At 54.6% G+C, this 21,676-nt stretch carries 24 protein-coding genes and 1 pseudogene; 8 read left to right on the forward strand and 17 right to left on the reverse strand.

Translation table 11 applies throughout. The features are described 5' to 3' along the window. Positions 1-27: 27 nt before the first annotated feature. The 6 genes from PFRI_RS07820 to pyrC form a co-directional block, all read right to left on the reverse strand. Entirely contained in the window at positions 28-774 is a 747-nt protein-coding gene (locus PFRI_RS07820; protein WP_245812318.1) for an isopenicillin N synthase family dioxygenase, read from the reverse strand. A gap of 27 nt (positions 775-801) precedes the next feature. Further along, positions 802-942: a 2-oxoglutarate and iron-dependent oxygenase domain-containing protein gene (locus PFRI_RS21650; protein WP_245812320.1), complete on the reverse strand. Its 141-nt coding sequence runs from the start codon at positions 940-942 to the stop codon at positions 802-804. Beyond that, entirely contained in the window at positions 939-1,418 is a 480-nt protein-coding gene (locus PFRI_RS07825) for a hypothetical protein (protein ID WP_139292107.1), read from the reverse strand. Before PFRI_RS07825 ends, PFRI_RS21650 begins: the two co-directional genes overlap by 4 nt. Next, complete coding sequence (locus PFRI_RS07830) at positions 1,402-2,892, reverse strand: replicative DNA helicase (RefSeq protein WP_072630169.1); 1,491 nt, start codon at positions 2,890-2,892, stop codon at positions 1,402-1,404. Before PFRI_RS07830 ends, PFRI_RS07825 begins: the two co-directional genes overlap by 17 nt. A 192-nt stretch (positions 2,893-3,084) precedes the next feature. Then, positions 3,085-3,765 carry an orotate phosphoribosyltransferase gene (locus PFRI_RS07835; protein WP_072630147.1) on the reverse strand — a complete coding sequence of 227 codons (681 nt, stop codon included), beginning with the start codon at positions 3,763-3,765 and terminating at the stop codon, positions 3,085-3,087. A gap of 78 nt (positions 3,766-3,843) precedes the next feature. Continuing rightward, positions 3,844-4,881 carry a dihydroorotase gene (pyrC, locus tag PFRI_RS07840; RefSeq protein WP_072630148.1) on the reverse strand — a complete coding sequence of 346 codons (1,038 nt, stop codon included), beginning with the start codon at positions 4,879-4,881 and terminating at the stop codon, positions 3,844-3,846. Between the two features lie 96 nt (positions 4,882-4,977). Here pyrC and PFRI_RS07845 point away from each other — a divergent pair, with 96 nt between their 5' ends. Beyond that, positions 4,978-5,244 carry a hypothetical protein gene (locus PFRI_RS07845; RefSeq protein WP_072630149.1) on the forward strand — a complete coding sequence of 89 codons (267 nt, stop codon included), beginning with the start codon at positions 4,978-4,980 and terminating at the stop codon, positions 5,242-5,244. Further along, positions 5,245-5,694 (forward strand): Rv1443c family protein, encoded by a 450-nt coding sequence (locus PFRI_RS07850; protein WP_072630150.1) that lies wholly within the window; start codon positions 5,245-5,247, stop codon positions 5,692-5,694. It begins immediately after the preceding gene. Here PFRI_RS07850 and PFRI_RS07855 read toward each other — a convergent pair. Then, positions 5,673-6,629, reverse strand: a complete 957-nt coding sequence (locus tag PFRI_RS07855) for a phosphoadenosine phosphosulfate reductase (RefSeq protein ID WP_072630151.1) — start codon at positions 6,627-6,629, stop codon at positions 5,673-5,675. The genes PFRI_RS07850 and PFRI_RS07855 overlap by 22 nt on opposite strands. A 187-nt stretch (positions 6,630-6,816) precedes the next feature. On the opposite strand from PFRI_RS07855, the gene PFRI_RS07860 reads away from it, so the two are divergent. The 3 genes from PFRI_RS07860 (at position 6,817) to PFRI_RS07870 (ending at position 9,379) form a co-directional block, all read left to right on the forward strand. Next, positions 6,817-7,794 carry an XdhC family protein gene (locus PFRI_RS07860; protein WP_072630170.1) on the forward strand — a complete coding sequence of 326 codons (978 nt, stop codon included), beginning with the start codon at positions 6,817-6,819 and terminating at the stop codon, positions 7,792-7,794. Further along, entirely contained in the window at positions 7,791-8,792 is a 1,002-nt protein-coding gene (locus PFRI_RS07865) for a molybdopterin-binding protein (protein ID WP_072630152.1), read from the forward strand. The genes PFRI_RS07860 and PFRI_RS07865 overlap by 4 nt, the downstream gene beginning before the upstream one ends. A 74-nt stretch (positions 8,793-8,866) precedes the next feature. Next, positions 8,867-9,379 (forward strand): class I SAM-dependent methyltransferase, encoded by a 513-nt coding sequence (locus tag PFRI_RS07870; protein WP_072630153.1) that lies wholly within the window; start codon positions 8,867-8,869, stop codon positions 9,377-9,379. Positions 9,380-9,439: 60 nt separating this feature from the next. On the opposite strand, the gene infC is transcribed toward PFRI_RS07870, so the two are convergent. Further along, complete coding sequence (gene infC / locus PFRI_RS07875) at positions 9,440-10,012, reverse strand: translation initiation factor IF-3 (protein ID WP_425439456.1); 573 nt, start codon at positions 10,010-10,012, stop codon at positions 9,440-9,442. Positions 10,013-10,185: 173 nt separating this feature from the next. On the opposite strand from infC, the gene PFRI_RS07880 reads away from it, so the two are divergent. Next, positions 10,186-10,917, forward strand: coding sequence for a hypothetical protein (locus PFRI_RS07880; RefSeq protein ID WP_072630155.1), 732 nt, complete (start codon positions 10,186-10,188; stop codon positions 10,915-10,917). 107 nt (positions 10,918-11,024) lie between these two features. Beyond that, a pseudogene (locus PFRI_RS07885) lies at positions 11,025-11,834 on the forward strand (TauD/TfdA dioxygenase family protein). Positions 11,835-12,040: 206 nt separating this feature from the next. Here the strand turns inward: PFRI_RS07885 and PFRI_RS07890 are convergent. The 6 genes from PFRI_RS07890 to cysG form a co-directional block, all read right to left on the reverse strand. Next, positions 12,041-12,889, reverse strand: coding sequence for a ferredoxin--NADP reductase (locus tag PFRI_RS07890; protein ID WP_072630156.1), 849 nt, complete (start codon positions 12,887-12,889; stop codon positions 12,041-12,043). A 111-nt stretch (positions 12,890-13,000) separates the two neighbouring features. Beyond that, complete coding sequence (locus tag PFRI_RS07895) at positions 13,001-13,384, reverse strand: DUF934 domain-containing protein (RefSeq protein ID WP_072630157.1); 384 nt, start codon at positions 13,382-13,384, stop codon at positions 13,001-13,003. Beyond that, on the reverse strand, positions 13,381-14,127 hold the full coding sequence (locus PFRI_RS07900; protein ID WP_072630158.1) for a phosphoadenylyl-sulfate reductase: 747 nt from the start codon (positions 14,125-14,127) through the stop codon (positions 13,381-13,383). The genes PFRI_RS07895 and PFRI_RS07900 overlap by 4 nt, the downstream gene beginning before the upstream one ends. Beyond that, on the reverse strand, positions 14,117-15,784 hold the full coding sequence (locus PFRI_RS07905; RefSeq protein ID WP_072630159.1) for a nitrite/sulfite reductase: 1,668 nt from the start codon (positions 15,782-15,784) through the stop codon (positions 14,117-14,119). Before PFRI_RS07905 ends, PFRI_RS07900 begins: the two co-directional genes overlap by 11 nt. Continuing rightward, the gene (locus PFRI_RS07910) at positions 15,784-16,083 is read right to left on the reverse strand and encodes a DUF2849 domain-containing protein (RefSeq protein WP_072630160.1); all 300 of its coding nucleotides are present in this window, start codon (positions 16,081-16,083) and stop codon (positions 15,784-15,786) included. The genes PFRI_RS07905 and PFRI_RS07910 overlap by 1 nt, the downstream gene beginning before the upstream one ends. Continuing rightward, positions 16,083-17,462: a siroheme synthase CysG gene (cysG, locus tag PFRI_RS07915; protein ID WP_072630161.1), complete on the reverse strand. Its 1,380-nt coding sequence runs from the start codon at positions 17,460-17,462 to the stop codon at positions 16,083-16,085. Before cysG ends, PFRI_RS07910 begins: the two co-directional genes overlap by 1 nt. 142 nt (positions 17,463-17,604) lie before the next feature. Here cysG and PFRI_RS07920 point away from each other — a divergent pair, with 142 nt between their 5' ends. Then, on the forward strand, positions 17,605-18,066 hold the full coding sequence (locus PFRI_RS07920; protein ID WP_072630162.1) for an Lrp/AsnC family transcriptional regulator: 462 nt from the start codon (positions 17,605-17,607) through the stop codon (positions 18,064-18,066). An 84-nt stretch (positions 18,067-18,150) separates the two neighbouring features. Here the strand turns inward: PFRI_RS07920 and PFRI_RS07925 are convergent, their stop codons facing one another. The 3 genes from PFRI_RS07925 to PFRI_RS07935 all read right to left on the reverse strand — a co-directional run bounded on the left by PFRI_RS07925 (position 18,151) and on the right by PFRI_RS07935 (position 21,612). Then, a complete protein-coding gene (locus PFRI_RS07925; protein WP_072630163.1) occupies positions 18,151-18,657 on the reverse strand; it encodes a hypothetical protein in 507 nt (168 codons plus the stop codon). Positions 18,658-18,731: 74 nt separating this feature from the next. Further along, positions 18,732-19,910: a cytochrome P450 gene (locus PFRI_RS07930; RefSeq protein WP_072630164.1), complete on the reverse strand. Its 1,179-nt coding sequence runs from the start codon at positions 19,908-19,910 to the stop codon at positions 18,732-18,734. A gap of 46 nt (positions 19,911-19,956) precedes the next feature. Next, a complete protein-coding gene (locus PFRI_RS07935) occupies positions 19,957-21,612 on the reverse strand; it encodes a DUF1963 domain-containing protein (protein ID WP_072630165.1) in 1,656 nt (551 codons plus the stop codon). Between the last annotated feature and the right edge of the window lie 64 nt (positions 21,613-21,676).

A 21,676-nucleotide genomic window follows, 5' to 3' on the forward strand; every position in this document is an offset into this window, starting at 1 on the left:
CTCGCGTCAAGAGTAAAAGCCGTTTGTTTAAATCGTGTCGGGTTTATGTGCTTCGTAGCTTGCCTCAAGTTCACCACGTAAAAACGTCCCAAAGTTCAATGGCGGGAAGGTGGTTTTCTCACCCACAAGGGGTTCAATACAGGCGCTCACATGTGGGTCAAAAAAGAACGGACAGGAATAGCGCTCGCGTCCCGTTTCATTGATAACGCGGTGCGGAGTAGAGCGCAGAACACCCCCAGACATCCGGTGCAACATATCACCCACATTCACCACGAACGCATCTGCGCGTGGGGGCACATCAATCCAAGACCCATCGGCTGCAAGCACTCGCAGCCCACCCACATCATCCGTCGCGAGAAACGTCAAAGCCCCGAAATCCGTATGCGGAGCAGAGCCATATAGATCATCAGGGCGCTGCGCTGGGGCAGGGGGATAATGAAGCAAACGCAGCCAAGTGGTCGCGGGCATGAACATCTCCATCGTCGCCTCACTTGCGCCAAGTGATCGCAAAGCAATCCGCATCATGCGCGCACCAAGAACACACATTTCGTTGTTGTAACGTTCAAGAGTTTCGCGAAACCCTACAAGTTCAGGCCATTTGTTCGGACCCGAGAGGTAGATATCAGGTGAGGCGACAGCATCCTCCCGCATCATCATAAAACTGCTCGACTGGTTGGGTTTCGTGACCTTTGCAAAGTCGGAATTCACATCCGTAGAGGCCGCCATAGGAATGTAGCCGCGATGCGTATAATCGACTTCTACCTTTCGTTTCACATCTTCGGGCAAAGCATGAAACTGCTCTTAGACATCAAACAAAGATTCGCGCAATTCAGACGCGATGCCGTGGTTAATCAGATAGGCAAAACCAACGTGGCTATACGCCTCAAAGAACGCCTGCTCGATGTTTTCTGCGTTCAAATCAAGAAAGGGGATCGTTGTCATGATGTTACAGGCTTTCGGCGCAGCGCCTTGATCGCGAAATGTAACCCAACGCAGCAAATGAGCCAAATCGCAGTGCTTGCGATCGACATGAATGGAGCGGTCGAGCCGAGTGTTGCGCCGATGAGCGTGCCTTTGAGAAGTGAGAATGTCGCTCCGACGAACGCGCCGGCCAAACCACCTGCGAGCCATGCCCCTACAAGCGTCAACGCAGAACCGACCGGGCCAGAACGGCCAAACCAACCGCTCATCAAAAAGCCACCGAATCCGCCACCAAGCGCAATCAAGCCGACAAAGAACACGTCTTTGGCGGTGAGAGAGCTGACTGGCGCACCTTCGACAAAAAGCACCACTGCCAAAGCGATCAAAATACCAAAAAGAGCGGCCCACAAGCGAAAGAGCCAACTGTCTTCACGCAGCCACCCCATCACGTCTCTGATCAGAGTTTGGCTGGGAGTCGGATCAGAAACTCGCGTCATCGCTCCCAACCTGCCAAGACTTCGCCAAGTTGCCAAAACGCGTGAATTGCGCCTCGAAACTTAGCTCAACCGTGCCAATAGGGCCGTGACGCTGCTTGCCGATGATCACTTCTGCCTTGCCGTGCAAGCGCGCCATGTCGTCTTGCCATGCGGCCATTGCTTCAAGGTTGTCATCATCGGGCTTTTCACGCTCTTTGTAATACTCGCCGCGATACACAAACATCACCACATCCGCGTCCTGCTCGATCGAGCCTGATTCACGCAGGTCTGACAGTTGCGGGCGTTTGTCTTCGCGGTTTTCCACCTGACGCGAGAGCTGGGACAGGGCGATCACAGGGATCTGCAATTCCTTCGCAATGGCCTTGAGACCCATGGAAATTTCGCCAATCTCTTGCACACGGTTTTCTGAAGTACCGCGCACCAGCTGGAGGTAGTCGATGATCAACACATCCAAGCCGTGTGTTCGTTTAAGGCGCCGCGCACGCGCAGAGAGTTGCGCAATCGGGATCGCGGCAGTGTCGTCAATATAGAGCGGGCAGGCTTCTAGGTCCTTGGCGGCTTCGACGAAACGGCGGAACTCGAATTCCTCCATGTCCCCTTGGCGTATCTTATGGGATGAAATCTCTGACGCCTCGGACAAGATACGGCCCGCGAGCTGCTCAGCGCTCATTTCGAGCGAAAAGAAGCCAACAACGCCGCCATCGATCGCACCATTTGTTCCATCCGCAAGCTTACCCTGACGGTAGGCTTTGGCGATGTTAAACGCGATGTTAGTGGCGAGCGATGTCTTACCCATCGACGGGCGACCCGCGAGGATGAGAAGATCGGATTTATGCAATCCACCAAGCATCTTATCCATATCAGTAAGACCCGTGGAGACACCCGCCATACCGCCCCCACGCTCATAGGCGGCGTTGGCGACGTTCACCGCTTCAGTGATTGCGCGCAAGAAGGATTGGAAACCGCTGTCTGAGCTGCCTTTCTCGGCGAGTTTATAGAGCTCTTGCTCGGCCTCAACGATTTGCTCGGCAGGTTCGGAGGCCACATCAACGCGGGCCGCTTTAGCAGCAATGTCGCGGCCAAGCCCCATCAATTCACGGCGAATCGCGAGGTCATAGATTATCTGCGCATAATCACGCGCGGCAAAGGCAGAGACCGCAGCACCCGCAAGACGCGCGAGATAGGCCGGACCGCCGAGTTCTTTTAGACCTTCGTCATCTTCAAGAAACGCTTTGAGGGTCACGGGCGACGCAAGATTGTTCTTGGCAATGCGTGCTGCCGCGACTTCGTAGATGCGCTGATGAACCGGATCAAAGAAGTGGCGCGGCTGAATGATCGAGGCGACACGGTCATAAATGTCGTTGTTCGTCAGAATGGCACCGAGTAGCTGCTGTTCTGCTTCGATAGAATTGGGCATTGATTCGGCCGTTGCTACATCGACCTGCGTTTGATTGATGGATGCGATTTCGTTCATGATGGCCCCTGACATTTCCTCTGGCCTTGATACAAAACCAGTGGGGAGATGTGCAAATTGTATGTTTCTGTGGATAACCTGAATTGGCGCTGAAATCCACAAGATGTTGTGGCGATGTGCTCGGACATGCTTAGTCGTTGTGCTTAACAAAGTGTTAAACATGACGTTGGATCAGGTTGATTTGTTAATCTGTTAGCCCTTTTTGTTGGCGTCTTGCCAAGCACGGGGATCATTGAGGAAGGCTTCGACGCCGTCCAATGTTTCCGCATCAAAAGTGTTTTGCGCTTTGGCTTCCGCCAGTACATCCCACCATGTGCACAGGTGGTGCAATGTAACCCCATGATCCCCGAGCGTTTTTTCGGTTTCGGGGAAGATGTCGTAGTAGAAAATAACCGCCGTGTGCGCGCAGGTGGCCCCGGTTTCGCGAATCGCATCGACGAAGCTTAGTTTTGAACCGCCGTCTGTGGTGAGGTCTTCGACCAACAACACGCGCTGACCCTCAGTCATGTCGCCCTCAATGCGTGCGCCGCGCCCGTAACCCTTTGGCTTTTTGCGCACATAGGTCATCGGGAGCGCCATGCGCTCTGCGACAAGGGCCGCGAAAGAAATGCCCGCTGTCTCGCCACCTGCGATATTGTCAAACGCTTCAAAACCCGCGTTGCGCATCACTGTGACGGTCATGAAGTCCATCAATGCGGAGCGGATACGCGGGTAGGAGTTGGGTTTGCGACAATCGATATAGGTCGGGCTTGGCAGGCCAGAGGCGAGAATGAATGGCTCTTTGGCGTTGAAATGCACAGCTTTGATTTCAAGCAGCATACGCGCTGTGAGGCGTGCAATTTCTTCGGAAGGGGGGAAGCTGGATGGGATCATAGCAAGGCTCGTTTTTGTGAATAGGGGGCGAGGGGCCAGCCCCTCGCAATCCCCGGGATATTTATGAAGAGAGTAAGGTCAAGACGTAACAGACCAATGGAGATCAAAGCCGGGATCGAAGAGCGTGACTTCGCCGACGCCTGTGATGATTTTCTCAGGGTAGGTCGGCGGCGTTTTGCTCAGCGTTATGGTCTCGTCATTGGGGGCAAGGCCGTAGTGTTTTGGACCATTCAAAGAGGCGAAGCTCTCGAGCTTGTCCAGAGCGCTTTGTTTATCGAAGACTTCGGCAAGAATGGACATCGTGTTGGTTGCCGTAAAGCATCCTGCGCAGCCGCAAGCGTTTTCTTTGAGCACATCCGTATGTGGCGCTGAGTCTGTACCTAGAAAGAACCGCGCCTCGCCGGAGGTCGCAGCATCCACAAGCGCTTCGCGGTGAAGCTCGCGTTTGGCAACGGGTAGGCAATAATAGTGCGGTTTGATCCCGCCCACGAGGATGTGGTTGCGGTTGATGACCAAGTGATGCGTGGTAATCGTAGCGCCAAGGCTGTCGTCTTGAGCGCGCGCATAATCGACGGCGTCTTTGGTGGTGATATGTTCCATCGTAACTTTGAGGCCGGGTGTGGCGCGACGGATCGGGTCGAGAATTTTGTCGATGAAGACGGCTTCACGATCAAAGATATCCACCTCAGAGTCAGTGACTTCACCGTGTAGGCACAGTGGCAAGCCGATCTCCGCCATCACATCGAGCACAGGTTGCACACGCGCGAAATCGCGTACGCCGCTGGCAGAGTTGGTTGTGGCACCCGCAGGGTAGAGTTTTACCGCTTTGATCAGACCGCTTGCATGGGCTGCGCGCACATCTGCGGGATTTGTGTCCTCCGTGAGGTAGAGCGTCATCAAAGGCTCGAACGTCATGCCCTCTGGCAGCGCCTCTATGATGCGCGCTTGGTAGGCGAGGGCATCAGCGCCTGTGACCACCGGGGGCACAAGGTTGGGCATAATGATCGCGCGGGCAAAGTGGCGTGCGGTTTCAGGCAGCACAGCGCGCAGCATATCGCCATCGCGCAGGTGTAAATGCCAATCGTCGGGGCGGCGGAGGGTAAGGCTATCAGTCATGCAAAAGCGCATACACCGAAGCAGGCAAAAGGGCTAGGGGTTTGCGCGAGGGACGAAACATCGCTAAGCGGGAGCTTGAAATTAAGGAATGCTGTCATGATTTTTACGTTGATCACTGGATTTGTCGTCGGAGTGTTTTTCACACAGGCGCAGCCGTTCATTTCGGGTTTGCTAGAGCGCGCGAATGTGGCTTTGGCTGAAACCCAGATGAGCCTGTTCAATTTTGCAATATGCCTTGGGGCAGCAGCGATGCTGTTGAACCTGATTGGCGTGCACAGCTATCCTGTTCTCTTGTGCCTAGGCGCAGCAGTTGGCGTCGCGCGCAAGCCGCTTCTCGATCGTATCACATCGCGCGGTGCATAGATGAAAACGGTCCGCTTGAGCCATATCTACGAGCATACGCCCCGCGACGTGTGGCGTGTCGCAACGGATTTGGAGTGTTTGCAAGAAGCGGTGCGCGGCCTGCTCTCGTTTGAAGGGATGCCCAAAGGGGTGATACATCAGGGACAGGTTGTTGACGTCAAAGTCTCTATGTTCGGGATTTTGCCTGCGCAGCCTTACCGTATGGAGTTGATCGAGTTCGATGACGCTGAGATGCGATTTAAGTCGAACGAAGTGGGCATGGGTGTTGAGCATTGGCAGCATAGCTTGCGCATTGTGCCACATGCGCAGGGCGCTGAATTGCACGATGAGATCGAAATTGAAGCAGGATGGCGCACGCCGCTGATCGCCGTTTGGGCGCGCTTCATGTATAAACGCCGCCACAAGCCGCGTCAAAAAATGCTATTGCGTCACTCTGGCTCAGCGGGCTGAGCGCTCTCTCGTTCTTGCAGAGCGGCAATCTGATCTGCGCGTTTCTTGAAACGGGGGGCATTGAGCGCTTCGGCCGCGTGATTGCATATTGTCTTGGCAAAGCCCCAGCGTTTCGCATCTTCGGTATCGCCCAAGACCGCCCGCAAATAGTTGCGGTCCTTGCGGCGTTCGCGGTGAAGCATGTGAAACGTGTTAGGGACAGCATCGCCTGCGCCAATCGCGCTGAGCAACGGGTAAAAAATCTCAAGCCGCAGCATTTGCAGATCAAGCGCGGAGCCGAAATAGCTCATCCGCAGTTTGTCTACGTTTGAGCGCGTGAAGAGTGCGGCATGCATCGCATCCAACTCGACCTTCGGGTCATAAATAATCGTCGCGCGTTGGGCCGCATCAAGCATGTCGGGCGCATAGCCATAGCGGTCGGTAAAGCTTGTGCGACGCATACGGCGAAAACGGTCATCCCATTCCGTCACACGCGGATCAAGCGTGGCTTGCGGGTTCAGGGCGAGTACCTGCGCACCGGGGGCGGCCACAGAGAACGCGCTCGCGGCATATCCGCAAGAGCCAGTGCCGTAGAAAATCACCTGATCAAAGTCTTCAAAGAAACCATCGTCAATCAAACGGTCAAAATAGCGATAGATTGACGGATCGCGGAACCACGTTTCGCCATCGCTGAAAAAACTTAAGAGGGACCAACCTTTTTTTCGCACCATTTCAAAACCAATTGGGTGAGCCTTGCTGTTGATGTTCTGGACGGATTGCAGGGTTTCAAAACTGACGAGCAGCGTTTTGCCACCATCAAAAAATGCTGCATTGTGCTTGGCGCTGAGCGGTTGGAAATATCCGACTTCATCGGCCAGCTCTTCGAGCGCGCCGAGCCAGGCTGGCCCAGATTGCCCTGCGAGGGACTCTTCCAATAGATGCGTTGCGTCCTGCATGTGTTGCTCCTGCACGTCTCATATGGACCGATCTGTCGCGGTCCTTTGATGTGGTGATAGCGCTCAAATGGGGCAGCAATTAGAAAAACATGGGTTCATCTTTGGACATAGATGCGTTGCGCCCGCGATTGTTTTCGCGCAGGTTCAAGCCACTGATGCGCAACATCACCACAAAGGGCAGCGCGGGATGAGCAACACCGATTTCGACAATATTCCCGAGCAAGCGCTCGCTTGGCACCGCGCTGGGCAGGGGGCGGCTTTGGCCACCGTGATCGAGACATGGGGCAGCGCACCGCGACGTGTGGGCAGCCAGTTAGCGATTAGCGGGCAGGGCGAAATCGTCGGGTCTGTCTCTGGTGGGTGTGTCGAAGGCGCGGTGATTGTCGAAGCGATCGAAGCCATCCAGCAAGGTGATGCGCGAGAGTTAGAGTTCGGTGTTTCTGACGGCGATGCGTTTGCCGTAGGGCTTGCCTGTGGTGGTACGATCCGCATTTTGGTCGAGCCTGTAGGTCAAGCTCTGAGCAGTGATTTGCTCGCCGAACTGGTCGCTGCGCGCGCTGCGCGTAAACCGATTGCTTACGTGATCGATCTGGAAACGGGCGTGCGCAGTTTAGCGACTAACGGGTTTGAGACGCGTTTTTCGATGGATCGTTCCGGCTTTGAAGAGGACAGCAAACGCTTTGTTGCCATTCACAATCCACCTTTGCGATTGTTGATCGTTGGCGCGGTGCATATCACGCAAGCGCTTGTTCCAATGGCAAAAATGGCGGGTTACGATCCGATGGTGGTTGATCCGCGCGAGAGTTTTGCAAGCCAAGCACGTTTCCCCGATGTCACACTCTCTCATGAGTGGCCGTTGGATGCGGCGAGCGCCTTTGATATGGATGCGCGTACAGCATTGGTACTGCTGACGCATGACCCAAAACTCGATGATCCGGTATTACAACTCGCGTTGAAAAGCCCTGTCGCCTATATCGGTGCGCTTGGTTCTAAACGGACCCATGCGAAACGCCTTGAACGCTTGCGAAATGCGGGTTTTTCGGCAGCAGAGTGCGCGCGTATTCAAGGGCCCATTGGTCTTGATCTTGGCGCAAGCAACCCAGCAGAGATTGCGATCTCTATCATTGCGCAAATGGTTCAAATGCTGCGTAAGGGCAACCAATGAAGTTTGGGCCACGCGCGCTTGATGACTGCGTTGGTAGCATTCTCGCGCATTCAGTTGATGCCAATGGCACACGAGTGCGCAAAGGCGTTATGCTCGACCAAGCCCATATTGCGACCCTTAGGGCTGCAAATATCGCCGAGATTACTGTCGCTACACTAGAGAAGGGCGATGTTGAGGAAAATGAAGCCGCCTATCGTCTTGGTGAAGCTTTGCTTGATGGAACCACAGGGCTCAGCGCCAGTATTGCCGCGACGGGACGTGTGAATATCATCGCCGATGGTGCAGGTGTTGCGATCCTCAATGTGCAGAGGCTTACAAAGCTCAATGAAATCAATCCAATGGTCAGTTTCGCGACAGTACCACCGCATCACCAAATGCACCGGGCCGGTATGCTTGGGACTGTTAAGATCATCTCTTATGCAGTGCCTGAACCTGATCTTGTTCAGGCCAGTGCTTTAGCACGGGGTGCGATTTCGCTGGCGCATCCACTGCGCAAAACGGTGACCCTGATCATCACTCAAATCCGTGAGGGCAGCGATGAAGGTAAAGGCATTGCCGCAATTTCTGCGCGCCTTGCTGCGCTCGAAAGCCCGTTGATTGAAACACTCACATGCGCGCATCGCCTTGATCCTTTGGTCGACGCGATCACATCGGCAAAGGGTGAGGTGATCTTGATCCTTACCGGCTCGGCCACCTCGGACCCTTTGGATGTTGCGCCTGCGGCTCTTGGCATTGCAGGCGGTGAATTGATCCGGTTTGGCATGCCCGTTGATCCCGGTAACTTGCTGTTCTTAGGCAGTATTGGCGACAAACCTGTTATCGGCCTTCCGGGATGTGCCCGCTCGCCTGCTTTGAATGGTGCGGATAAAGTGCTCAGTCGTGTGCTCTGTGGCGTGCCTGTGAGCAGTTCTGATATCGCTGGTATGGGGGTGGGTGGTCTGCTCAAAGAAATTCCGACGCGACCAAGACCACGGCAGCACACGCTAAACACTCTGTAACACTTCAGCTTTCCCTTGCTGCGCCAAATCGGATCTTTTAGCGTTGCCACCTACCTGATCCCAAGGAGGCGCAATTGGGCTACGACTACGATGCTTCATACAAGACAACGCCGCAAGCTTTGGGTGCACCCAATCAACTCTTTGTTGATGTTTTTCAGAGCTTTACCAAAGCCCCGCTGCGCGTTTTGGATGTTGGATGTGGCCAAGGTCGTGATGCTTTACACATCGCGCGCTTGGGCCATAGCGTGGTTGGCATCGATCTATCGCCGAGCGGCGTCGCTGACATGTGCCGCGCCGCAGCAACGGAAAACCTCGACGTTGAAGGGCGTGTCGCGGACATAACCGAGTTCGTGCCTGAGGGCGTGTTTGATGTGGTTTTGATTGATAGAACGCTGCATATGCTAGCCGAAACGCCCCGATTGTTCGTGCTAGCGCGCCTGATTCAGCATGTTGTTCCCAAAGGGCGCGTGCTGATCGAGGATGAGCGCTCTAACATTGCGGGGTTCAAAACAGTCCTGCAACAAGACGAGAGTGTTTGGGATACCGTCTTTGAAAAGGGTGGCACTTTGTTCGTGCAAAAACACTAGCCCCCAACAAAAAAGTCCGGCTCAAAGGCCGGACTTTCTGTCTATGTCTCAGTGTAGAGCTTATTTCGGCAAAGGCCCGATCAACATCACCATCTGGCGACCTTCCATCTTTGGAAAGTTCTCTACGCGCCCATGCTCTTTGGTGTCTGCAGCAACACGCTCAAGCAGTTCGCGACCCAAGTTCAAGTGTGCCATCTCACGTCCACGGAAACGCAAAGTGACTTTCACTTTATCGCCATTTTCCAAGAACTTATACACGTTTCGCATCTTGACTTCGTAGTCGTTCGTATCCGTGTTCGGACGGAACTTAACTTCTTTAATCTCGATGATCTTTTGCTTCTTGCGTGCTTCAGCTTCACGCTTTTGCGTCTCGTATTTGAACTTACCGAAGTCCATGATCTTGCAAACAGGCGGATTGGCATTCGGCGATATCTCGACCAGGTCTAGGCCAACTTCTTCAGCCATAACCATTGCTTTGGCAGGGTGGATTACACCCACGTTTTCGCCGTCTGCGCCAATGAGGCGGATCTCTGGAGAGCGGATTTTATCGTTAATACGAGGTCCGGTGTCGCGCTGTGGCGGCGCATTGTGAGGTCTGCGGGCTATGGGATTTATCCTTTGATAGCTATTTATCTAGGCGTGCACGGTATCCTCGCATGCATTGTTCTTCAAGCGCCAAATCGTGCAATTTGCGCTCTTAGACGGTGTTTTCCCCTTGCGCTTAGCGCGCTATCAGAGCACTTCGCGCTTGCAGCATCCGAGCAGGACGCATCGGGTGCACTTGATTATCTCTGGGGGATTATTCCATGAAAAACTTGATTTGGGTCGTGATCGCGGCACTCGTTCTTGGCGGCGGTTATACGCTTTACTCGAACAACGTTGCTGAAAAAGCTTCGATGGCGCAAGCGGAAGCCGACAAAGCTGCGGCCGCTGCAACGGCGGCTGAAGAAGCTGCTGCTGCAAAAGCGACTGAGGAAGCTGCGGCCGCTGCTGCGAAACTCGAAGAAGAAGCTAAAATGGCTGAAGAGGCGGCGGCTGCGGCTGCTGCAAAGCTAGAAGAAGAAGCGAAAATGGCAGAAGAGGCTGCTGCTGCGGCTGCTGCAAAGCTAGAAGAAGAAGCTAAGATGGCTGAAGAGGCGGCTGCTGCCGCTGCTGCGAAGCTCGAAGAAGAGGCGACTGCCGCCGCGGCCAAGCTTGAAGAAGAAGCAAAAGCTGCTGCCGCTGCAACCGAAGAAGCTGCTGCAGCTGCCAAAGCAGAAGCCGAAGCCGCCGCAACAGCCGCCGCTGAAAAGGCTGCCGCTGCCGCTGCTGAGGCCGCAGAAACTGCCGCCGCCGCAACCGAAGAAGCCGCAGGCGGCATGGCGGACCTGCTGACGCCTGAAGGTTTCAGCCTCGACAAGGTCGCTGAAATGATCGACGGTTCCGAGCTCGGTGCGTTGAAGAAAACAGCTCTGAAAACAGCTTTGAGCGGCGCGCAGGACAATCCTGAGCTGCTCTCAGGTGTGCTTGAGCAGATCAAAGGCGCGCTTGGAATGTAAGCTACCGCTCTTTCGAACACGATAAGAACCTCGCACTTCGGTGCGGGGTTTTTTCTTGCCAAGCCTCTTACTTTCAGGCTCCCTCAAACGGACATGGAGGCTGCGCAATGCACATCAGAAAACTCGCGGGCGCCGTCGGGGCCGAAATTACTAACATTGACCTGACACAGCTAAATAACCTCAGTTTCAATGAAATACGCGCTGCCCTGTTTTCACACGGCATGATTGTCATCCGCGACCAAAACCTCACGCCTGAAGCGCACATCGCCCTGGCCGAGCGGTTTGGCCCCATCGACATAAACCGCTTTTTCGCGCCTGTAGACACTCATCCAATGATCGCTGAAGTACGCACCAAACCCGAAATGACCCACGTGATCGGTGGCACTTGGCACACGGATCACTCTTACGATCCGGCCCCTGCGATGTGTTCTATCCTCGCTGCGCGCGCGTTGCCTCCCTTCGGTGGAGACACGCTTTTCGCGTCGATGACTGCTGCGTACGAAGGCCTCAGCGACGGGCTTACGCAGACCCTTCGCACCCTGCGTGCTGTGCATTCCGATGGTAGTTTCGCGCAGAGCAACGTGGGCATCGACGCGCAAACAAGCGCATTTCGCCAACCTGTGGTGCATCCGGTCGTCATCGCTCATCCAACGACTGGTGCGCCATGTCTCTATGTGAATGGTGACTTCACATTGAACTTTGAAGGGTGGACACCTTAGGAAAGCGCGCCGCTTTTGAGCTACCTTTTTGCCCATGCCACGCGCCCAGAATATTCCTGTCGCGTGACTTGGAAAGCAGGCTCCGTCGCCATCTGGGACAACCGCCTCGTGCAACACTTCGCCTGCGCCGATTACGCAGGGCACGAACGCTTGATGCACCGCATCACGGTGGAGGGCGAAACGCTCGCACCTTATTGAACGTATCGCACTTGCGCGTCATCCATTGGGGACATCTCTTAACAAAACCTAAATTGAATCAACAGGTTTCGCGGCTAAATCTCCCGCCCTTTTAGAGGCCACCTAAATGGCTTCCTCTCTTTCTAAATATCCCGGGGGAGGTCGATCTTGATCGAGCGGGGGCAGCGCCCCTTATGTAGGTGCGTGATTTCACGCACCCATCCAGATCAGTCCAAAAACGCCTTTTCAACCACATAGTGGGCAGGCTTGGAATTCGCGCCTTCCTCAAGCCCGTATTCCTCAAACATCTCTTTAAGCTCAAGGTTAAACGCGAGATTCCCGCAGATCATTGCGCGGTCACTCTCGGGGTTCAGCTTTGAGACCTCTAGATCAGAAAACGCCTCACCTGAACGCATCAAATCGGTGATCCGCCCCATCTTTGGGCTCTCTTCTCGCGTGGTCGTGGGGTAGTATTTGATCTTTTTCCAGAAACCCTCACCAATCACCTCATTGAGCAATTCGTCAGTCTTCAAGCCCTCGATCAATTCGCGCCCATAGGTCAACTCACCCGCTTCACGGCATGTGTGGGTGATGATCACCTCGTCGTAATCTTCATAGGTCTGTGGCTCGCGCAAAAGCGAGGCAAACGGTGCGAAACCCGTGCCTGTCGCAAAGAACCACAAACGCTTGCCCGGTAGCAAAGCGTCATGCACCAAAGTGCCAACAGGCTTGGGGCGCATGATCACCTCATCGCCGACCTTGATATGTTGCAAACGAGACGTCAAAGGACCGTCTTGCACCTTGATCGAATAGAACTCCAACTCTTCACCCCAAGAGGGCGAAGCGATTGAATAGGCACGCAAAAGCGGCTTTGCTTTGCCAGTCTTCTCGTTCACATCCCCTATGAGGCCGATCATCACGAACTCACCTGAACGAAAGCGCATCGTGTTAGGCCGCGTCATGCGGAACGAGAATAGCTTGTCCGTCCAATGAGTGACCGCGGTTATGGTTTGGGCGTCTGGCAATATCGGTGTTGTGGGGGCTTCGGACTGGGTCACGGGCGTCATCTCATTCATGTGTGTACAAACGGAATATATCTCCGTTTCCTCATGTAATAGGGTTTCATGCGTTTGGGAAGGGCGCGGGGCACCCTTCGTTGCTGTCGCGTCATTTGATCGCGCTAGACTTTAGCCGCGCAGGCGGGCCTGATAATCATCCGCTTGCCAATCTGCACGTGCGATCCAATCGGGTTCGGGTTGGCGGGTTGCGAGACTGTCGTCGATCTCGACCTCATCAAATCCCGCACGCCGTGCCATGGCGTATTGATCCGCGATCACATGGCCTTTCGCGCGCAAACGTTTTTTGAACCCACGCAGGCGCAATTGCCGCGCGATGGTCAAGCCACGACCGTCCGAGAAATTCGGGAAATCAACACGGATCATTTCAACACTGTCAGGGATTTCAAGCGCAGTCGGGTCAACGTCTGACGCCAGATCAAGCGCAATCGCGCCGTCATATGCGTGTTGCCAATCATCCGCGCCAAATCCAATATCCGTTACCAAAATCGTCATAGCGTTACTTCCTGATTGATCGGTCCACGCACTGCGCGCCCGTTGATGAAATGTATGCCACATTCGGCCTTTTGTGATCCACGCCAGCGTCCTGCGCGCGGGTCTTCGCCTGCGGCAACGGGGCTGGTACAAGGCGCGCAGCCGATGGAGAGATAGCCCTTGGCCAACAAGGGATGTTTGGGCAGGCGGTTTTCTTCCATGTAGTCACGCAGATCATGGGGCGACCAATGGGCGAGCGGGTTTACCTTGATCACGCCTGTTTTTGTATCGGCTTCAAACACCTCGATCTTGCTGCGCGCACCGCCCTGAAACCGTTTGCGACCAGTGATCAGCGCAGAGAGGTTCGGTATTGCTGCCAAGGCCTGTTCCAGCGGATCGGTTTTGCGCAAAGCGCAGCAGGCGTCGCTGTCTTGTTCATGCAAACGGCCCTTTGGATCACTGGATTTCAACGCTTTGGGAGCAGGCGAAATGATGCGCACATTGCGCAGGTTCAATCGCTCGCTTAGCTCTTGTTGGTAGACCAGCGTTTCGGTGAAATGTTTGCCTGTATCCAAAAACACCACAGGCAAATCTGGTTTGGTTAGGGCCAGAAGATGCAACAAGACAGCCGCCTCTGTACCAAAGCTGGAGACGAGCGCGATGCTCCCAAGTTCTGGCGCATCCACCGCAACCCGCAACGCCTGTTCAGCGCTGCAGGACGTCAGGCGTGCGTTCAGTTTGCGCGCGAGGGGGTCAAGCTGCATTTGCCTGCGCTTTTTCAGGATAAAGCGCGGCTTTGAACGGCGCCATGCCGAGACGACGGTAAGTCTGTATGAACGTTTCCTCGGCGTCCGAGCGGAAATCGAGGTAGTTCTCAACCAGCCGTTCAATCGCAGGAATAATGTCATCCGCGCTAAAGCCCGGACCCGCACGTTCACCAATCGCCGCCGTTTCCGTATGATCACCGCCAAGCGTGATCTGATAACTCTCAACCCCAGCACGATCGAGGCCAAGAATACCGATATGCGCCACATGGTGATGCCCGCAGGCGTTGATGCAGCCGGAGATTTTGATCTTCAATCCGCCAATCTCATGCTCTAGTTTCAACTCGTCAAAACGGGTCGCGATTTGTTGCGCGATTGGGATGGAGCGTGCTGTCGCCAGAGCGCAATAATCCATTCCGGGGCAAGCGATAATGTCAGAGATCAGACCGATGTTGGCAGTTCCCAGACCGTTCGCTTTGAGGATTTTGTGCACTTCAGGTAGGTCGGATTTATGCACGTGCGGCAGGATCACGTTCTGTTCATGACTAATGCGCAATTCGTCATGGCCAAAGCGCGCCGCGAGATCCGCAAGGACGCGCATCTGATCGGCACTCGCATCGCCGGGCGTCGCGCCATGGGCTTTCATCGAGACGGTGACGATGGAATATCCATCCGCCTTGTGCGCGTGCAGATTTGTGTCGCTCCATGCGCGAAACACCGGATCTTGGGCGCGCGATTTTTCAAAAATCGCAATATCACCTTTTTTGAAAAAAGGCGGCGCGAATTGAGAGTTGATTTCGTCGAGCAGCGCTTGATCGAACCCGCTAAATCGCGCTTTGATATCAACAAAACGCTCATTGACGAGATCACGGATCTTTTCCAAGCCATTCTCATGCACGGTGATTTTGATGCGCGCTTTGTACTTGTTATCGCGTCTTCCAAGCAGATTATAAACGCTCACAATTGCCTCAAGGTAGGGCAGTAAATCTTCTCGCGGCAAGAAATCAGCAATGACTTTGCCAAGCATCGGCGTGCGTCCCAAACCACCACCTACGATGACCTCAAAACCTGCAACGCCGTTACGCTCGACCATGCGCAAGCCAATATCATGGGCGCGCGTCACCGCGCGATCACTCTCGGAACCGGTCACCGCAACTTTGAATTTGCGTGGCAGGAACTGGAATTCAGGGTGGTCTGTAGACCATTGACGGATCAACTCGGCCACAGGACGCGGATCAGCGATTTCATCGGCAGCGGCACCTGCGAAATGATCCGCAGTCACGTTGCGGATGGTGTTGCCAGAGGTCTGGATCGCGTGCATCTCAACCGTTCCAAGATCGTCGAGCATGTCAGGAATATCGCGTAATTCAGGCCAGTTATACTGGATATTCTGACGGGTTGTGAAATGACCATAGCCCTTGTCATACTTCTCGGCGAGGTGCGCGAGCATATTCATTTGCGCACTATTCAACGTGCCATAAGGAATAGCGACACGCAGCATGTAAGCGTGTAGTTGCAGGTAAACGCCGTTCATCAGGCGAAGCGGTTTGAACTCATCTTCGGTCAAATGACCGGCGATGCGGCGCTCCACTTGCGCGCGGAACTGTGCGTTGCGCGAGGCGAGAAAATTTTTGTCGAACTCAGAATAAGCGTACATCAGAATTGCTCCTGTTTGCCGTGTGCGTAATTGGAGGGGCCTTTGCGGCGAAACGCTTCGCGAAAATGACTGGGCTCTGGGCCATCTGGCCCGTCTTTCATATCCGCAAGGTAAGCTCCGACAACGATGCCTGTTTGCGCTTCAGCTTGAAGAAGACGCAGGTCTGCATCAGCGTCATCTGTCAACAAAATCGCGTCTTTCAGATCGCGCGTCCATGTGTCGATGTTGGTAAGGTAGACCACATCGCCCTCTAAAAGGGCGTTGGCGGTGACGACTTTGGGTGTGAAATGATGCGGCATTATGCGAATTCCTCTTGTGGAAGATCAGCGAGTGAATTGGCGGCGTCGCGCGGGGCGAGGCCGATGAAAATGACGGCGGGGCCGGTGACGGCTGTGACATCTGCGAGGGTTTCGAGTGTCGCTGGAATGATACGTTGATCAGGTCGTGAGGCGTTTTCGATCAGAGTAACAGGCGTAAGGCGATCAGCCCCATGCATGAGCAAACGCCCTTGCACAAAGCGCGCGGCTTTCTTGCCCATGTAGATAGCCGCGACAGCGTCAGGTTTTGCGAGGGACGCCCAATCGTGATCGGCAAAGCCTTTCATGTCGTGACCTGTCAAGAACCGCACTGAGCCGTTGCGCCCACGGCGCGTAAAACTTTGCCCAATGCTTGCCACAGCAGCAGAGGCGGCGGTGATGCCGGGGATAATTGAGTAAGCGATATTATGGGCTGCACAGGTTTCGATTTCTTCATCAAGGCGCCCAAAGATGGTGGGATCGCCAGACTTGAGACGCACGACTTGCGCGCCGTTTTGGGTGTGCTCTGCGATGAGGGCGTTGATGCGGGTTTGGCTCATGGAGGGGCCGAACCCCTCCTTGCCGGCATCGACAATCAGGGCCTCGCGGCGGGCGAGTTCGAGGATTTCGCCAGTAACCAAACGGTCGTGGATGATCACATCCGCCTCAACAATCGCCTTGCGCGCTTTGAGGGTCAACAGTTCTGGATCACCGGGGCCCGCGCCGACGAAGGCGACATGCGCGTCGCGAGGTTTCTGTGCAATGTGCTTGGCGAGCGTGGTGTCGAGCGCGGATTGGATGTCTGCGTTACTGTCCGCTTTGGGACCGCTGTTGAAGTAATAATCGCGCCAGAAATCACGGCGCGCGCGGCCCATGGGGAGGGCGTCAGCGGCTTTGCGAAAGGACTTACCGATGCGCGCGAGGGTGCCGAGCTTTTGCGGTAAGCGCTCTTCCAAATCCGCCTTGATTGCGCGGGCGAGAACGGGCGCTGCACCTTCGGTTCCGATCGCGATTGTGACGGGGTCTCGGTCAACGATGGCGGGGGTAATGAACTGGCTATCCCCAAGATTATCCACGATATTTACCATCGCACCATCTGCACGGGCGATTTGCGAGGTGCGCGCATCAAGCGCGTCGTCTTCATCAGCTGCATAGGCGAGAACGGCGCACATAGCATCGCCTGGCTCGATCTGTCGCGGGATATATGTGAGCTTGCCTGAGGCGTGCCACTGTTTGATTTCAGGCGCGGCATTCGGACCGAACACCGTGATATGCGCTGTGGTTTTGAGAAGGAGGCGGAGCTTGGCGAGCGCGGCGTCACCGCCCCCTGAGAGGATCACGCGGCGGCCAGCGAGGGCGACGAATATTGGGAAATGATCCATGAGGCTGTTCCTGCGTTCTGTTTCTGCGTCCAATATAGGAAAAAGTTCTGATATGTTGCTAGATACCTGGGTTTGATAGGGACAATGTTTTGCAATGAGTTGCTTTGTGGAGTATGTGTTCTAAAACGCTGGAGGAATACGAATGTCTGTTCGGATTGATGAGACGGATCGAAAAATCTTACGCGCGTTGCAAGTGGATGCAGACCGTTCGCTCGATGAGATTGCGCGCGAAGTAGGCTCTTCCAAGACGCCCGTGTGGAACCGGATTCGCAAAATGCGCGAGGCCGGTATTATTGGGGCACAAACCGTGAAACTGGACGCAGAAGCGCTTGGATTCGAAGCGTGTTTCTTCGTTTTGATCCGCACGTCAGAGCATGATGCGAATTGGCAGGCGGCGTTTTTGAAAGCGCTGTTGGATCGCGCAGAGGTGCAAGAGGCGCATCGTTTGGCCGGCGATATTGACTATATTCTAAAGGTGCGTGTGCAGAATGCGCGCGCGTATGATGTATTTTATCAGGCGCTGATTTCAGAGGTAAAAGTGCATAACGTTACAGCGCTTTTGTCGATGGAAGAGATAAAGAGCACGACTGCGCTGCCTTTGTAGGGTTTCGAATTGCTGCCGCAATCCGACAAGGGCGAGGGGCCAGCCCCTCGTGCTCCCCGGGATACTTATGAAGAGAGGAAGATGTTAGTTTTCACGGTTTTGGCCGAGGGTTTGGAAAACGGGTGTGAGTTTTTGAGCGAGGCCTTGGGACAAGGCGTTTGCGATATAGGATTGATCGCCCGCGCCGAGGCCGGAATCTTCCCAAAGGATCAGCCGCCCTTGCGCGGTTTCTTTGTAAAGTGAGAGCCAGACAGACATCGTTGGTGGATCAATTGAGCCGCGCAAGTAAGCTGTTAGATAGACTGAATTGGCTATGTCTGCTTCGGCCGGTGGGCGCAAGAAGACGTCATTGCCAAAGCCCCATTCGGTTCGACCTAAGCCGATATGTTTGAGGCCTTCTGCACGAACCATTGGATCGATACGTATCAACAAATCATCGCAGCCGGCATTGGCAAAGGCTGCGCGCGTGAGGCTGACGCATTGGGTGATGACGGTGTCGAACCCTTTGGCTTTTTGCGCGCTGAGAATGCGTTCTTGGGCTGTCGCGGGCAGTGCCAGTGTGCAGAAAAAAGCAAATATGATGCGTTGCATGTGAAATCTCCTAAAGGCTAAATCCGTAAGAGGAGCCGCGATCACGCGGAGCTGTCAAGTCTGCCGCGTCAAAGTTAGGCGCGCAGCATAAGACTTTCTAATCCATGGAAATGGTAGAGATTGGCGTATTTGGGTGGCTCTGTGATGCGCAAATTAGGAAAATGGCGAAACAGCTTGGGGATGCTCACGCGTAGTTCAAGCCGCGCAAGAGGGGCACCGACGCAGAAATGCAAACCGCCGCCAAAACTGGTGTTAGTAAGAATTTTGCGGGTCGGATCGAAGCTGTCTGGATCACTCCATTGCAGTGAATCACGGTTGGCGGCAGCCAACATCAAGGCGATCTCATCTCCGCGTTTGAACGTATGACCGTCGAGTTCCATATCCGCGTAGCAATAGCGCGTGAACACATGAAGGGGCGGGTCAAAGCGCAGAATCTCTTCGACGGTTTGATCTATCGTGCTGTCTTGCAATGCGCTGAGCGGCGTGCGCGTTTCGAGAAGCGTTTTGACGCCATTGCCGATGGTATGCACGGTCGCTTCGTGCCCTGCATTGAGGAGCAAGATGCACGTGGTGATCAGCTCATCCATACTGAGTTTGTCGCCGTTTTCTTCGGCACTCAGAAGTTGCGTAATAAGGTCATCGCCTGGGGTTTGGCGCTTCTGTTCTGCAAAGCTTCGAATGAAATCCGCAAATTCTGAGGAGGCGCGCGCGGCGCGGTCTTCTATCGCGCGGTCGCGGCGGGCTTGATACATCGCAACCATATCATTTGACCACGTAAGAAATTGATCAGAAATAGTTTCTGGCACGCCGAGCAGGCGACAGATGATAATGACGGGAATAGGCGTCGCGTAGTGTTTGATCAGATCAAAGGGTTCGTCTTGGGGCAACTTGTCGAGCAGATCATCGCAGAGTGCGTCAATCTCTGGCGCAAGTTCTTTGATGCGGCGAGACGTAAAGGCGCGCAAAACCAAAGAGCGCAAACGCGTGTGACGGGGTGGTTCCAGTTCTAGCATGGAGTGCGCTTCGATTGCGTAGAATGGCGCGAGGTGTGGGGCAAAATCGATAGGTTCCAAAGGTTCGCGACCAAAGCGACGATCCTTGAGAATTTGCGCAACAAGGGCATGACTGAACACTGCTTTCATCCCATAGGCAGGCCAATGATGGACCGCAGCGCGATTGCGCGCGGCCGCATAGGCTGGGTAGGGGTTTTGCACAAAGGCAGGTTCGGTCGGGAGTTGATGCCATTCTGTCATGAGCGCAGCTTTGAAGCGATGCGCGCAGCTTGGCAAGTCCTAGGTGTTAGCCGCCCGCTGTCGCGCCATAGGCCTTGTCCCAGCGACCTGCGGCGAGGTCGTCCTCGTCAATCCAAAAATCAATGATGCCAACGTCGCAGAACATGAACCGCAACGCATAATCGCTATCAAATTGCGCAAGGCGAATGCCTTTGCCCGCAGTCGGATTGGTGGCTGAACTTTTGGGTCCAAGCAGGAAATGTTCGGTATAATGATGCCATGGTTGCAGCGTTGGTGCGACCTGCTCCAGCAGCGCGCTCGGCACGGTATCAAAGAGGGCGGGAGTGCTCATTGCTTCAGCAGCAAAATCAATTGCACCGTTTTGTGCGTATCCGTCGGCTTTACTGCCACTGGAGGCCTTGTCAAAGAACGTGATGAATAAGGCTTGCGTGCGTTCATTTAGGGCAGCGCTCAGCGGTGTATCCTGTTCCGCTTGCTTAAGATCACGCATCAAAGCGTCCAGTTTTTCTAGGACAGGTGCGTTGGTTTCCAAAACTTTCAAATCACGCTCTTGCGGCGCATTTTTCGTCTTTTTGGCATAGGAAATTCTGCCGCTGGCATCTTGGAGCGCAGTCGCAAAATCATGGTTCATCCAGCGTAGCGTATGGTGGGCAAACCGCGCGGTAAATGGAAATGTGGCCCCCCAAAGCTCTGGCGCATAGATCGGTTTATTGTAGGTGAAAGTGGTTCCATTGGGGCGGGTGCGCTCTTCTGGGATCTCTTTGGTGATCAGTTTTGCGCGGTAATCTTCAGGCACAGCTTGGCCGCAAATCTTGGCTTTTTCGTCCTTTTCACGTGCTTGTAACGCCTCGGAATAGGCCATTGGATCAGTGACACCGTCTGGCTGATTGTCTTGAAAGGGCCAAGCAAGGGTTTCATGGGCTGTGATCGGCCAACGTGGGTAGAGCGCGAAATTAGGCCCTTTAAAGTTCCAAAGCGGGCCTGTCATTTGGTCGTCAGGGTGGTCGACTTCTGGCAAGGTTTCGGGGACCGCGGCAAGCTGCATGCCTTTGGTAGAGGTCGGATGAAACACCACAGCCGTGCCTTTGGCTGGGGGACCTTCGGACCACTCCAAGTCAATGCTGATGTCCGCAAAAAACCACAGCATTCCCTCTTTCGGCAGTTTGGCCCCTGTTGCCAAGGAGGGCATTTCAGAGAGGTCAATTTGCGCAAGGTGATGCAGGCTCAGGCCGGTATCAGGATGCGTTGGCCATGCGAGTCCGTCAGGCAAAGCAGGTGCGCCGCCAAGCCATGAATTGCCAAGAAAGGACACTTGCGGAGGCCAATGACGTTTTAAGCGCAGGGCAGGCTCTGCGGTTTGATCGATAAGCGCGCCAATTTTATCTGGCGACATCGCAATTGGATCGCGAAAGTAGTTTGGAGCACGTGTTGCGCTGGAATTGTCTGTGTGCAGTGAAGGTTGGTTTTGCGGAGCTTCCGACGTTGGTTTGCTGACGTGTACTGGGACACCCGTAAGGATTTCAATCACACGGATGTTGAAGCGTTTGCTGCGCATCGCGATGCGGAACAGGAGCGGGATAGATACGAGAATAAGTGCTAGCAAACTCAAATCGAGCACAAACAAGCAGAGGAATGCCATTGCGAAGAGTACGATGCGCGCAATGGCGATGACCTTTGGGACGTTCTCTAATTGGACTTTCACGGATCATTCCTGACCTGCCCCCCGAAACTTCCCTCAGTTTAATGTAGAGTTTGCTCAACCATCG

The sequence above is a fragment of the Planktotalea frisia genome (assembly GCF_001890925.1).
In the GTDB taxonomy this organism is placed as follows: Bacteria; Pseudomonadota; Alphaproteobacteria; order Rhodobacterales; family Rhodobacteraceae; genus Planktotalea; species Planktotalea frisia.